8 protein-coding genes are annotated in these 15,005 nt (G+C 46.8%); 1 reads left to right on the forward strand and 7 read right to left on the reverse strand.

The window, feature by feature from the left end:
- Window positions 1-627 precede the first annotated feature (627 nt).
- The 6 genes from IPM47_21255 to IPM47_21280 all read right to left on the reverse strand — a co-directional run bounded on the left by IPM47_21255 (window position 628) and on the right by IPM47_21280 (window position 11,758).
- Window positions 628-1,680 (reverse strand): hypothetical protein, encoded by a 1,053-nt coding sequence (locus IPM47_21255; protein QQS29320.1) that lies wholly within the window; start codon window positions 1,678-1,680, stop codon window positions 628-630.
- Window positions 1,593-6,452, reverse strand: a complete 4,860-nt coding sequence (locus IPM47_21260) for an HYR domain-containing protein (protein QQS29321.1) — start codon at window positions 6,450-6,452, stop codon at window positions 1,593-1,595. The genes IPM47_21255 and IPM47_21260 overlap by 88 nt, the downstream gene beginning before the upstream one ends.
- Window positions 6,439-7,455: a hypothetical protein gene (locus IPM47_21265; GenBank protein QQS29322.1), complete on the reverse strand. Its 1,017-nt coding sequence runs from the start codon at window positions 7,453-7,455 to the stop codon at window positions 6,439-6,441. The genes IPM47_21260 and IPM47_21265 overlap by 14 nt, the downstream gene beginning before the upstream one ends.
- A 797-nt stretch (window positions 7,456-8,252) precedes the next feature.
- Window positions 8,253-8,738 (reverse strand): T9SS type A sorting domain-containing protein, encoded by a 486-nt coding sequence (locus tag IPM47_21270; GenBank protein QQS29323.1) that lies wholly within the window; start codon window positions 8,736-8,738, stop codon window positions 8,253-8,255.
- A 116-nt stretch (window positions 8,739-8,854) separates the two neighbouring features.
- Window positions 8,855-9,898, reverse strand: a complete 1,044-nt coding sequence (locus IPM47_21275) for a hypothetical protein (protein ID QQS29324.1) — start codon at window positions 9,896-9,898, stop codon at window positions 8,855-8,857.
- Between the two features lie 36 nt (window positions 9,899-9,934).
- The gene (locus IPM47_21280) at window positions 9,935-11,758 is read right to left on the reverse strand and encodes an HYR domain-containing protein (protein QQS29325.1); all 1,824 of its coding nucleotides are present in this window, start codon (window positions 11,756-11,758) and stop codon (window positions 9,935-9,937) included.
- Window positions 11,759-11,878: 120 nt separating this feature from the next.
- Here IPM47_21280 and IPM47_21285 point away from each other — a divergent pair, with 120 nt between their 5' ends.
- Window positions 11,879-12,049, forward strand: coding sequence for a hypothetical protein (locus IPM47_21285; protein QQS29326.1), 171 nt, complete (start codon window positions 11,879-11,881; stop codon window positions 12,047-12,049).
- A gap of 38 nt (window positions 12,050-12,087) precedes the next feature.
- Here the strand turns inward: IPM47_21285 and IPM47_21290 are convergent, their stop codons facing one another.
- Window positions 12,088-14,418, reverse strand: a complete 2,331-nt coding sequence (locus tag IPM47_21290; protein QQS29327.1) for an HYR domain-containing protein — start codon at window positions 14,416-14,418, stop codon at window positions 12,088-12,090.
- Window positions 14,419-15,005: the final 587 nt, after the last annotated feature.

Consider the following 15,005-nt stretch of genomic DNA (forward strand, 5'->3'; position numbering starts at 1 on the left):
TGTTTGGGTATTAAATACTATTCTATAAAATCAGGTTGTGATTAGAAACTCGACAACATAGAAGTCAATTAAATGAAAGATGATTTCAACGGGACTTCATCCCGAACGGACAAGAGCAAACCCTTATAAAAATAACCACGAAGAAGTTGATTAAAACCTAAAAGAAAATTCAACAACTTATACCAACTATGATTTAATATAGCACCACGTATGAATGGTTTAAGTCTCTAAATATTCCCATCCCTGGAGGGGTTGGGGGGTGTTTTTTTGACTATGTGGCGGTATTAGAGATTCGTTTCAGACCTACGAATGAATCACACCAATTTTAATTCTTTGTTGAATTCAAGATTCATTTTTGAAGCACTGATTTACACGATATTTAGTTCTTGCAAAAACGCTTAGGCGCAAAGGGCTGATTTTTTAAGTATTCATCATTCACAATTGACAATTTTCCATTCTCCGTTTAACAAAAACCCCTGCACCCGGAATTATCCAAAGTGCAGGGGGATTTTTCAATAATCAATTGTTAATCGTCAATTACCTCACCACCATCAACTTAATTTGCTGAGTAGTTCCATCGGCCTCCTAAGCATGGCGTAGTAAGTGCCTGAAGGCAGTTCAGTGGCATCAAACACAAACTCGTAGGGGTTTCTTCCTGGTCATACCATCAAACAAGACCGCAACTTCCCTGCCATCAACGGCAAATACAGATAAGTACATCTGCTCGGCTTTTAGGGCAGTAAAGGTAATCGTTGTCTGATTATTGGTCGGATTGGGATAGGCAAACAAGGTTTCAAAGGCTATTGCATCCTCGCCGTTTTTGCAGGCAGTAACCGTTACAACCACACTTGCCGTAGCTTTACACCCGCCGCTTCCGGTTACGGTTACGGTATAGGTGCCCGACATTGCTGTTGTTGCTCCGGTTCTCAACACACTATTACCTATACGGGTATATCCGCCCGGACCGCTCCAGTTGTAGGAATTACCACCGGATGCCAGCAAGGAAATCGTACCTCCCACACAGACATTCAGATTACCCGTGATGACTGCGTTGGGGGCTGAGATAATTGAGGCATTTCGGGTTGCAGTGGCAATACAACCGGTATTTAGTGTTACGGTTACTTTATATTGACCGGCTACGGGTGGTGCGCTGATAGCGGCAGTTGAGGCTGTAAACCCTCCCGGGCCTGTCCAGCTATATGCCGTTCCGACAGTAGTGGCGGTAAAGATGACATTGGCATTTGAGCAGAAGCTTGTGGTTGAGGTTGTGGGGGTAACGGCCGCAGTTGTCGGGGCACTGACCGACACGCTCCGGGCTGCCGAAGCTGTACAGCCTCCGGTATTAGTTACGGTTACTTTGTATTGACCTGCCATCGTAGAATTCGCGTTCGTTCTTATCAGCGAAGGACCGCCGGTGGCAGTGAAACCATTCGGACCGGTCCATGAATAGGCTGCTGCTCCGGCAGGAGCGTTAATGGTGATGGTACCTCCTGAACAAATTGTGGAGGTTCCGCTAAGGGTGGCCGATGGATTGGTGTGGACGGTAACCAATATGTTCGCAGTTCCGGTACAGCCGGTTGAATTGCTCACGGTTACAGAATATACTCCCGACATCGTTGTATTGGCACCTGTTCGTAAAATGCTGTGTGCATTCGAACTATAACCGCCGGGGCGCTCCATACATAACTGTTTCCGCCCGAAGCAATCAGGTTGATAGTTCCGCCGATACATACATCCGTAGTTCCTGTAACGATAGCAGTGGTTGAATTAACTATAACCTCGCGGGTAGCCGAAGCAATACACCCGCCGGCGTTGGTGGCATACACGGTATAAATGCCCGACATCAAGGTCGTAACTCCTGTTCTTGTTAAAGAAGCGCCGGGGCTGATTAATCCATCGGGGCCATGCCATTCGTAAGATACTGCTCCGCTTGCTGAGGCCGTCAGGTAGATCGTGCCGTTGACACAGGCATTGGTGCTGCCGGAAATGCTGACACTAAAACCGGCTCCGGATACAGTAACCGTTGTAGATAAGACCACTACACAACCTCCTCCGTCTGAAACACTGACCGTATATTCACCCGCCATCGTTCCGTCTGCATCAGGTCTTACCAGATTTGCACCGCTTGAGGTAAATCCGTTCGGACCGCTCCATTCGTAAGATGTGCCCCCGGATGCCGTTAAGGTCAAAACATCGTCGAGACAGACAATGGTATTGCCGGTTATCATTGCTCCTTCAATGGTGCTGATCGTTACAGTTACCTCGTACTCGGAACTACATCCGTTTGCATCCGTTACGGTAACGGTATAAACACCGGATATATCTGCCTGAGCATTGCTGAAAGTTACCGTTGCCGAGTTTGAGGTGAAATCGTTCGGGCCGCTCCATACATAATCAAGCCCGCCGCTTGCGGTAAAACTGATTTCATCTCCCACACATCCGTAGGTTGTACCACTTACACTGACAACGGGAAGTGACAATTCGGTTAATTCAATACTTGCCTCACCGGTACAACCATTGGCATCTGTTACCGTAACACTGTAGATACCGCCTTCAGTAGCCGTGATGCTTTGAGTGGTGGCATTACCACCCAATTCATTCCAAAGATAAGCACTGTAAAGACCGGCATCTAACCCGACGCTTCCGCCCTCACAGAAAATTACCGGCCCGTCTGCGGTAATTTCGGGGGTAGGATTGGCGTTTACGGTTACAGAAATTTCGGCAGTTGAGGTACAACCATTGATATCGGTTACCGTTACGGAATAAGTTCCTGCATCGCACACTTCTACCGTTTGACCGGTTGAACTGCCTGCATTAGCGCTCCATAGATAGGAGGCAAAAAGTCCGGCATCTAAATAAATGCACTCATTTTCACACAAGGAAGTAGATCCGCTTGGATTGATAGACGCACTAAAACCGGGTATAACCGTAACTACAGCCGAACAAGTCGAGGTGTTGCCGCTTCCGTCTGTAACCGTGAGCGTTACGGTATTGCTGCCCTGATTGGCACAGGTGAAATCGGTCTGATCCAATAACAGGTCGAAATCGCAATTATCACTGCTGCCGTTGTTCACTTGTTCAGCGGAAAGGCTTCCCGTACCATTTTCATCTAAGGTTACCGTTACGTCCTGACATCCTGCTACCGGTGGTTCGGTATCCACTACAGTTACCGTTGAAGTGCAGGAACTGCTGTTGCCGTTGTTGTCATAAACGGTAAGGGTTACGGTATTTTCACCCACATCCCCGCAGCCAAAACTATTGGGGCTTGCGCTTAAACTTGCAAGGCCACAGGCATCACTGCTGCCATCGTCTAAATCTTCTCCACTGACAGAAGCGCTGTTGTTGACATCTAAGTTGACGGTGAAGTTTTGGCATTGAGCATCAGGATCTGTATCATCATTGACCGTAACAGTTGCCGTACACTCTGAAGAGTTGCCGTTTACATCTGTAACTGTCAGCGTTACGGTATTTTCGCCCACATCTTCGCAATCAAAATCGCTCACGTCTATAGACATTCCCGATATACCGCAGTTGTCAGTACTGTCATCATTGATGTCTCCGGCACTAATGCTCACATTGCCGGATTCGTTTAAGTCCACACTAATATCCTGACAGGATGCCGCAGGTGCTTCATTGTCATAAACCACAACGCTTGCGTTACAAGTAGAAGAATTGCCATTGCCATCGTGTACGGTTAGCGTAACCGTATGACTGCTGCCAACATCTTCGCAGGATAAGGTGGCAGGAGAAACCGAGTCATAATAGAGGTAGCCGCAATTGTCAAAGCCATACCAAATTACCTCAACCGGGTTAATCGTTGCCGTTGAGCCGCTGAGGTTAACCGAAACCTCGCCGGGCTGACAGGCGACTGTCGGAGGCGATACATCTTGTACGGTTACCGTAAAACTACAGATGGCCGTGTTGTTGCTGTCATCGGTTGCCAAATAGGTTATGGTACTGCTGCCAAATGGGAAGTATTGACCGCTTTCAGAGCCTTCTATTTGTATCATATTTGACGAACAGTTGTCGCTTGCGTTGGGCAATATCCAGGTCGCTATTGCTATACAATTTTCATCGGCATTGACCAATATGTTTTCAGGACAAGAGCCAAAGATTGGTGGAGTGGAATCGCTTACAGTTACGGTTGCCGAACAGGAGGCAGTGTTGCCATTGCCGTCGTTGACCGTTAAAACTACGGTGTTGGTGCCTGTTTCGGCACAGGTAAACGTGTTGGGGCTGACTGATTCCAAAATCACCGTACCGCAGTCATCGGATCCAAAATCATATACATCGGCAGGGGTAACAGTAACCGATGCTCCGACGAGATTGACATTTATGTTTTTACAGGATACAGACGGAGGGGTGTTGTCAATGACCATCACTGTAGAGGAACAGGTCGCTGTATTGCCATTGACATCCATTACGGTCAAAACAACCGTATTGGAACCCACATCGTTGCAATCAAAACTATTGGGGCTGACTGACTGCAGATTGACCGTGCCGCAGTTATCGCTGCCCGAACCATAAACATCTGTTGTTGTGATTGAGGCGGAATTACCGGACAAATAAACCTGATGATTTTTACACACCACAGACGGCGGCGAATTATCGGCAACGGTTAATGTGGTCTGACATGTCGAGGTATTGTTGTAGATATCGGTAACTGTTAACACTACGGTTTGCGGAAAACCGACATGCGCACAGTTAAAGTTGGTGGGAGAGACCTGCATAGATTGCAAACCACAGTCTGCGGTGCTGCCGTTATCAACTTGTGAGGGGGTTAAAGTAGCGGTTCCCGAACCATTTAATATAACTGAAGGGGATGGATGGCAGATGGCCTGTGGGGCATCGCAACAGTAGCCGTTGTTATCGTTGACTGAAACAGTTGCCGAACAGGTAGCGGTGTTTCCTGCCGCATCATTAACCTGAAGGGTTACCGTAAAGGTACCTCCGATATGGGTACAATTATAATTTGTTGTTCCTGAAAGGGATGCTCCTGCTACCCCGCAATTGTCTAAACTGCCATTGTTTACCTGAGAAACTGAAACTGAGGCGATACCGCCGGGTCCCAATGAAACGGTTGCGTTTTGACAGTTGGCACTTGGGGCTTGTGTATCATTGACAACCACATTAAAACTGCATTGAGCAGTTTGACCATTACCCGCTTGAACCAGGAAGGTGTTGGTGGTAGAGCCTACCGGGAAACTGCTGCCGCTGGGCAGCCCGCCAATTTGGATGGTGGTTGCTCCGGGACAGTTATCTGTTCCCGTTGGGGTGATGAAATTTACTGTAGCAGCACACTGCCCCGCCATATTGCCAACGGTAACCGTGGATGGGCAGTTAATGGTGGGAGGTGTTGTATCGCCATAAGTAACAGTTACAGGAGTTCTGGAAGAAGGACAAGATGTCCCTCCTGACCATGAGATAATGATCTGTCCATTGCCGCTTTGGAAGCCTTGTGTATGCGTGGTTCCGGAACCATTAGAATAGCTCGATCCGCCACCGCCGCCGTTCCATGATCCGCCGCCGCCGCCATAATATCCGCCGCCACCGCCACCGCCGCCGGTAGATACGCCGCCATTTCCACCATTACCCGATGTTCCGGGTGTGCCAGAGGTATAACCTGGATATGCACCTCCCGGTCCGCCGGAAGATTGAGTTCCGCCGCCACCACCGGAAGATCCGCAACCGGCAACTGCCGTAGCACCTGTCAAACCACCTCCGGCAGCACCAGGCTCACCACATCCGTTATAAGCCCCGCCGCCGCCGCCGCCGGCCACGACTATTCTGTTAGCAAGTGCAGTGCCACCGGAACGGATATCTGATGCACCACCACCACCGCCTATATTTGAAGCATAAGCTCCCGATCCGCTACCACCTCCGTTATATCCGGGAGTTCCTGTATTATAACTGCCTCCCTGACCACCGACATAGATATTAATGACAGATCCGGGAGTTACTGAAACGGTAGTTTGTATTCTTCCCCCTAATCCTCCGGCACCCGAAGTTCCGGTTCCCCCCTGAGCACCTCTTGCATCCACCTGAATTGAGGTTACTCCTAAAGGGACTGTAAATGTCTGTGAAGTTCCCGTATAATTAAAAGTTTGTGAACCCGGCGGAATTGATTGAGCTGCCTCTGCATAATAAGTGGTGGTCATTACAGGGTTAACTGGAAAATTTGCTCCGCTTGCACTGGTACCGATTGGTGTTCCACCTGTTGATTGTGTGTACCAGAAGATGGTGTTTCCAGGAGATGTAGCGTTTAACTGAACGGTTGTCGGTGTACATACCGTTGCAGGACTTGCCGTTACACTTGTAGGTGCTGAGGTTGGAGGAATCACAGTAACTGTAACCTGACTGGTTGCCGTGCAAGCGCCTTCTGTTACCGTAAGTGTATATGTAGTTGTTGTAGAAGGAGAAGCAGTGGGGTTGGAAATATTAGGATTGTTCAAACTGCCGGAGGGCGACCAGGAATAGGTGGGCGAACTTCCCGAAGAACTTCCCGGTTAAAACTGTATTTTCACCACTACATATACTTGTATTTAAACCTGCATTTGCTGTTAAGGTACAACCGCCACCGACGCAAGTCGAACGGCAATTGGCACAAGCGGAGTTAATTGATGCAGCAGATGCGCAGATGCTATCCCAAAAACTGGTACAACAATACGAATCCGCCGCACATATTGAAGATTGACAAGTAAGGTCAAGAGAGTATCCCGGACCTGGTTGAGCCTGATCGCAGTAGGGAGGACCTACACACCCGCCGCCGCCGCCGCCGCCGCCACCGGAAGAGCAGCTGTTTGTAATGCTTTGAGAACTTGGTGGGTTGCTTCCAATTGTTGAACCATATATTTGTGTGCCTCCCCCGGAAGCACCATTATAAACCCGATAGTAATTTTCATACGCCCAACTGCCGGCAAAATAATTAACCACAATTGTTTGTCCTGAACTTACGGTAAAGTTATAACAGGCAGGACCTAAACCTGATCCTAAGGTAGTGCCGGATAATACCGTACTTCCGTTTACGACAACGTTAACATACCCGCCATTCCATCCATCCCCGTAAGTATCAGATAAACAAATGGAATAAGTACATCCTCCTCCTCCTCCGCCGCCGCCACCGGAGCTACAACTGTTTGTAATGCTTTGAGAACTTGGCGGGTTGCTTCCAATAGTTGAACTATATATTTGTGTGCCTCCCCCGGAAGCACCATTATAAACCCGATAGTAATTTTCATACGCCCAACTGCCGGCAAAATAATTAACCACAATTGTTTGTCCTGAACTTACGGTAAAGTTATAACAGGCAGGACCTAAACCTGATCCTAAGGTAGTGCCGGATAATACCGTACTTCCGTTTACGACAACGTTAACATACCCGCCATTCCACCCATCCCCGTAAGTATCAGATAAGCAAATGGAATAGGTACATTGCGCTTGTACATCTCTTGCCAAAAAAATTGAAAAACAAAAAAACGCAAAAACATAAAATTTACTTCGCATAACTGTAGAACTCTTTTTCGGTTGAAAAATTCAGATTTATAATGAAGGTTTTAATGATGAAGGAATGAAGATTTTGAAAAACGATCTCCAACTATCTTTTTGTAAAACAGCTATAAACATTGTCTTTTTTTAAATAGCGGCGAAATATATGAAAAGCACAGCAAAAATATCCTATTATTTCGCTGTATTTTTTGATTCTTTCTGACAAAATTGTTTGGGTATTAAATACTATTCTATAAAATCAGGTTGTGATTAGAAACTCGACAACATAGAAGTCAATTAAATGAAAGATGATTTCAACGGGACTTCATCCCGAACGGACAAGAGCAAACCCTTATAAAAATAACCACGAAGAAGTTGATTAAAACCTAAAAGAAAATTCAACAACTTATACCAACTATGATTTAATATAGCACCACGTATGAATGGTTTAAGTCTCTAAATATTCCCATCCCTGGAGGGGTTGGGGTGTTTTTTTTGACTATGTGGCGGTATTAGAGATTCGTTTCAGACCTACGAATGAATCACACCAATTTTAATTCTTTGTTGAATTCAAGATTCATTTTTGAAGCACTGATTTACACGATATTTAGTTCTTGCAAAAACGCTTAGGCGCAAAGGGCTGATTTTTTAAGTATTCATCATTCACAATTGACAATTTTCCATTCTCCGTTTAACAAAAAACCCCCTGCACCCGGAATTATCCAAAGTGCAGGGGGATTTTTCAATAATCAATTGTTAATCGTCAATTACCTCACCACCATCAACTTAATTTGCTGAGTAGTTCCATCGGCCCTCCTAAGCATGGCGTAGTAAGTGCCTGAAGGCAGTTCAGTGGCATCAAACACAAACTCGTAGGGGGTTTCTTCCCCGGTCATACCATCAAACAAGACCGCAACTTCCCTGCCATCAACGGCAAATACAGATAAGTACATCTGCTCGGCTTTTAGGGCAGTAAAGGTAATCGTTGTCTGATTATTGGTCGGATTGGGATAGGCAAACAAGGTTTCAAAGGCTATTGCATCCTCACCGTTTTTGCAGGCAGTAACCGTTACAACCACACTTGCCGTAGCTTTACACCCGCCGCTTCCGGTTACGGTTACGGTATAGGTGCCCGACATTGCTGTTGTTGCTCCGGTTCTCAACACACTATTACCTATACGGGTATATCCGCCCGGACCGCTCCAGTTGTAGGAATTACCACCGGATGCCAGCAAGGAAATCGTACCTCCCACACAGACATTCAGATTACCCGTGATGACTGCGTTGGGGGCTGAGATAATTGAGGCATTTCGGGTTGCAGTGGCAATACAACCGGTATTTAGTGTTACGGTTACTTTATATTGACCGGCTACGGGTGGTGCGCTGATAGCGGCAGTTGAGGCTGTAAACCCTCCGGGCCTGTCCAGCTATATGCCGTTCCGACAGTAGTGGCGGTAAAGATGACATTGGCATTTGAGCAGAAGCTTGTGGTTGAGGTTGTGGGGGTAACGGCCGCAGTTGTCGGGGCACTGACCGACACGCTCCGGGCTGCCGAAGCTGTACAGCCTCCGGTATTAGTTACGGTTACTTTGTATTGACCTGCCATCGTAGAATTCGCGTTCGTTCTTATCAGCGAAGGACCGCCGGTGGCAGTGAAACCATTCGGACCGGTCCATGAATAGGCTGCTGCTCCGGCAGGAGCGTTAATGGTGATGGTACCTCCTGAACAAATTGTGGAGGTTCCGCTAAGGGTGGCCGATGGATTGGTGTGGACGGTAACCAATATGTTCGCAGTTCCGGTACAGCCTGTTGAATTGCTCACGGTTACAGAATATACTCCCGACATCGTTGTATTGGCACCTGTTCGTAAAATGCTGTGTGCATTCGAACTATAACCGCCGGGGCCGCTCCATACATAACTGTTTCCGCCCGAAGCAATCAGGTTGATAGTTCCGCCGATACATACATCCGTAGTTCCTGTAACGATAGCAGTGGTTGAATTAATGCCGGAAATGCTGACACTAAAACCGGCTCCGGATACAGTAACCGTTGTAGATAAGACTACCACACAACCTCCTCCGTCTGAAACACTGACCGTATATTCACCCGCCATCGTTCCGTCTGCATCGGGTCTTACCAGATTTGGGCCGCTTGAGGTAAATCCGTTCGGACCGCTCCATTCGTAAGATGTGCCCCTGGATGCCGTTAAGGTCAAAACATCGTCGAGACAGACAATGGTATTGCCGGTTATCATTGCTCCTTCAATGGTGCTGATCGTTACAGTTACCTCGTACTCGGAACTACATCCGTTTGCATCCGTTACGGTAACGGTATAAACACCGGATATATCTGCCTGAGCATTGCTGAAAGTTACCGTTGCCGAGTTTGAGGTGAAATCGTTCGGGCCGCTCATACATAATCAAGCCCGCCGCTTGCGGTAAAACTGATTTCATCTCACACATCCGTAGGTTGTACCACTTACACTGACAACGGGAAGTGACAATTCGGTTAATTCAATACTTGCCTCACCGGTACAACCATTGGCATCTGTTACCGTAACACTGTAGATACCGCCTTCAGTAGCCGTGATGCTTTGAGTGGTGGCATTACCACCCAATTCATTCCAAAGATAAGCACTGTAAAGACCGGCATCTAACCCGACGCTTCCGCCCTCACAGAAAATTACCGGCCCGTCTGCGGTAATTTCGGGGGTAGGATTGGCGTTTACGGTTACAGAAATTTCGGCAGTTGAGGTACAACCATTGCTATCGGTTACCGTTACGGAATAAGTTCCTGCTTCGCACACCTCTACCGTTTGACCGGTTGAACTGCCTGCATTAGCACTCCATAGATAGGAGGCAAAAAGTCCGGCATCTAAATAAATGCACTCATTTTCACACAAGGAAGTAGATCCGCTTGGCTCGATTGACGCACTAAAACCGGGTATAACCGTAACTATAGCCGAACAAGTCGAGGTGTTGCCGCTTCCGTCTGTAACCGTGAGCGTTACGGTATTGCTGCCCTGATTGGCACAGGTGAAATCGGTCTGATCCAATAACAGGTCGAAATCGCAATTATCACTGCTGCCGTTGTTCACTTGTTCAGCGGAAAGGCTTCCCGTACCATTTTCATCTAAGGTTACCGTTACGTCCTGACATCCTGCTACCGGTGGTTCGGTATCCACTACAGTTACCGTTGAAGTGCAGGAACTGCTGTTGCCGTTGTTGTCATAAACGGTAAGGGTTACGGTATTTTCACCCACATCCCCGCAGCCAAAACTATTGGGGCTTGCGCTTAAACTTGCAAGGCCACAGGCATCACTGCTGCCATCGTCTAAATCTTCTCCACTGACAGAAGCGCTGTTGTTGACATCTAAGTTGACGGTGAAGTTTTGGCATTGAGCATCAGGATCTGTATCATCATTGACCGTAACAGTTGCCGTACACTCTGAAGAGTTGCCGTTTACATCTGTAACTGTCAGCGTTACGGTATTTTCGCCCACATCTTCGCAATCAAAATCGCTCACGTCTATAGACATTCCCGATATACCGCAGTTGTCAGTACTGTCATCATTGATGTCTCCGGCACTAATGCTCACATTGCCGGATTCGTTTAAGTCCACACTAATATCCTGACAGGATGCCGCAGGTGCTTCATTGTCATAAACCACAACGCTTGCGTTACAAGTAGAAGAATTGCCATTGCCATCGTGTACGGTTAGCGTAACCGTATGACTGCTGCCAACATCTTCGCAGGATAAGGTGGCAGGAGAAACCGAGTCATAATAGAGGTAGCCGCAATTGTCAAAGCCATACCAAATTACCTCAACCGGGTTAATCGTTGCCGTTGAGCCGCTGAGGTTAACCGAAACCTCGCCGGGCTGACAGGCGACTGTCGGAGGCGATACATCTTGTACGGTTACCGTAAAACTACAGATGGCCGTGTTGTTGCTGTCATCGGTTGCCAAATAGGTTATGGTACTGCTGCCAAATGGGAAGTATTGACCGCTTTCAGAGCCTTCTATTTGTATCATATTTGACGAACAGTTGTCGCTTGCGTTGGGCAATATCCAGGTCGCTATTGCTATACAATTTTCATCGGCATTGACCAATATGTTTTCAGGACATGAGCCAAAGATTGGTGGAGCGGTATCGCTTACAGTTACGGTTGCCGAACAGGAGGCAGTGTTGCCATTGCCGTCGTTGACCGTTAAGACAACTGTGTTGGTGCCTGTTTCGGAACAGGTAAACGTGTTGGGGCTGACTGATTCCAAAATCACCGTACCGCAGTCATCGGATCCAAAATCATATACATCGGCAGGGGTAACAGTAACCGATGCTCCGACGAGATTGACGTTTATGTTTTTACAGGATACAGAAGGGGGGTGTTGTCAATGACCATCACTGTAGAGGAACAGGTGGCTGTATTGCCATTGACATCCATTACGGTCAAAACAACCGTATTGGAACCCACATCGTTGCAATCAAAACTATTGGGGCTGACTGACTGCAGATTGACCGTGCGCAGTTATCGCTGCCCGAACCATAAACATCTGTTGTTGTGATTGAGGCGGAATTACCGGACAAATAAACCTGATGATTTTTACACACCACAGACGGCGGCGGAATTATCAGCAACGGTTAATGTGGTCTGACATGTCGAGGTATTGTTGTAGATATCGGTAACTGTTAACACTACGGTTTGCGGAAAACCGACATGCGCACAGTTAAAGTTGGTGGGAGAGACCTGTATAGATTGCAAACCACAGTCTGCGGTGCTGCCGTTATCAACTTGTGAGGGGGTTAAAGTAGCGGTTCCCGAACCATTTAATATAACTGAAGGGGATGGATGGCAGATGGCTTGCGGGGCATCGCAACAGTAGCCGTTGTTATCGTTGACTGTAACAGTTGCCGAACAGGTAGCGGTGTTTCCTGCCGCATCGTTTACCTGAAGGGTTACAGTAAAGGTGCCTCCGATATGGGTACAATTATAATTTGTTGTTCCAGACAGGGAAGTGCCTGTTATTCCGCAGTTATCCACACTGCCGTTATTTATTTGTGAAGCAGACACGGATGCAATTCCGCCGGGTCCCAATGAAACAGTTGCGTTTTGACAGTTGGCACTTGGGGCTTGTGTATCATTGACAACCACATTAAAACTACACTGTGCAGTTTGACCATTACCCGCTTGAACCAGGAAGGTGTTAGTGGTAGAGCCTACCGGGAAACTGCTGCCGCTGGGCAGCCCGCCAATTTGGATGGTGGTTGCTCCGGGACAGTTATCTGTTCCCGTTGGGGTGATGAAATTTACTGTAGCAGCACACTGCCCCGCCATATTGCCAACGGTAACCGTGGATGGGCAGTTAATGGTGGGAGGAATAGCATCGCCAACCGTTACAGTTACCGCAGTACGGGTAGAAGAAATGCAACCGGCACCGGTTAGAGCTTCGGCATAGTAGGTAGTAGAGCTACTCGTTGATACAGGGAAATTTACTCCACTTCCACTTGTACCTAAAGAAGAGCCACCGACAGGTACGGTGAACCACCGGATACTGTTACCGGATGAGGTCGCATTTAGCTGGGTAACTCCTCCTCCGGGACAATGATTGGAGGGAGAAGCGGTAACACTTGTAGGTGCGGATGGGCTGGGATTGACCGTAACTGTAACCTGACTGGTTGCCGTGCAAGCGCCTTCTGTTACCGTAAGTGTATATGTAGTTGTTGTAGAAGGAGAAGCCGTGGGGTTGGAAATATTTGGATTGTTCAGACTGCCGGAAGGCGACCAGGAATAGGTGGGAGAAATTCCCGAAGAACTTCCGGTTAATACTGTGCTTGACCCGTTGCAAATCGAAACATTTGAGCCCGCATTAGCAGTAAGTGTACAGGGGGGCGGTACACAGGATATGTTGGCACTGAAACCTGAACTTACAACTGAAAAATCAGAAGTAAACCGAATGGTTAAGGGTCCTACAGTAGAGGTTAACACAGGAGGTAATGAGGTACAGTTTCCGTTAAAAAGCGTTGTACCGCCGGTACCGGCACCATTAAATACGGTAACAAAGTCGCAACAACATTCCAAAGAAAATGAAGTAAAAGTTAAACGAACCATATTGCCCGCTGTTGCAGGATTAATAATTGTAAATCCATTGGCATTGTTACTATAATTTGCCGTACCGGCATGTTCACAAATCGTACCGGTACAGGTAGTAATACTGTTACTGCCTGAAAATGGTACAGTATAAGTACACCCGCCACCGCCGCTACAGGTAGAGCGGCAATTGACACAATTTGCGTTTGTTGAAGCAGCAGTTGCGCAGATGCTGTCCCATTGAGTAGAGCAACAATACGAATCCGCCGCACATATTGAAGTTTGACAAGCAGGCAGAAGAGTGTACCCCGGACCTGGTTGAGTCTGATCGCAGTAGGGAGGACCTACACACCCGCCGCCTCCGCCGCCGCAAGAAACACAACGCCAACGAACAGTATGACTGGTAGATAATGAGGTACAATTATAACGGTGAATATACACCCTTACTACACCGGTGAATGTGGCAGTCCATAAAATTTTAGCATGTGCTCCACATAAGTCATCACTATAGCATAACGCAGCATTTGTGTCATTTCTGCGTAAGCTTAACTGGCTGTCGGTATTTGTTCCTACTACAGCTCCATCTGCTGTACATAAAGACCATTCATACTGCATTCCGGAGGTAACGTTATAGGTGTTATATTCTCCTGCCCAAGTACCGGATACAGAATTGACAAAAGTAGTAGATGTAGTTGATTGAGTACTTCCAAAAGAGACACCGGTACTGCATCCGAGCGTAAGACATTGACCAGCCTGGGCATGAACCTCTAAACTGAATAGAGCGAACAGGCAAAAACAAACACAACAATAAAAAAAACATTTAAAGGTTTTGTAGATTTCTCTCATAGTTAAGTATTTATTTGAATTAGTTGTAGAATTAAACTTGTTTTAATTAAAAAATGGCGTGATTAAATTGAAATGTTCACGCAAAATACTGGTGAAAAACGGGGCTCTTTGTTCTAAAAAATATACCCTTAAAAATTCTGGTGCGGAAATATAGCATTATATCAGGCTAATTCAACCAATTCAACCCGGTTTTTTTAAAAAAATTGGGGAAAAAAATTCAAAAAATCGCATTTCCTTATAAAACAGAGGCGATTATCCAAATTTTAATAAATATTTTCGGGGGTTTTGTAAAATAAATTACCTATTGACCAATTATCTGTATCCTAATGAAACAATTCACGAATTAGCAATTAATAAAAACTGTATTTCGTTTTAATCTTATGGTCAAACAAGGCAAGATTATTGTTGGAAGTTGCTCTTTTCTTATTTGTATCGAACTCTCAAAAGTTTTTATGGCAGAAAAAAACTGCGCAACGGAAATTCCCTTTGGACAGGTGCTTTTTGTTGCTCCGCAAAGAGTCAATGCACCCCTGCAATGCTTTGAATCACCTGTGCATTGACTTAATGTACCCCTGCAATACTTTAAA

The organism is Sphingobacteriales bacterium (genome assembly GCA_016700115.1).
In the GTDB taxonomy this organism is placed as follows: Bacteria; Bacteroidota; Bacteroidia; order Chitinophagales; family UBA2359; genus UBA2359.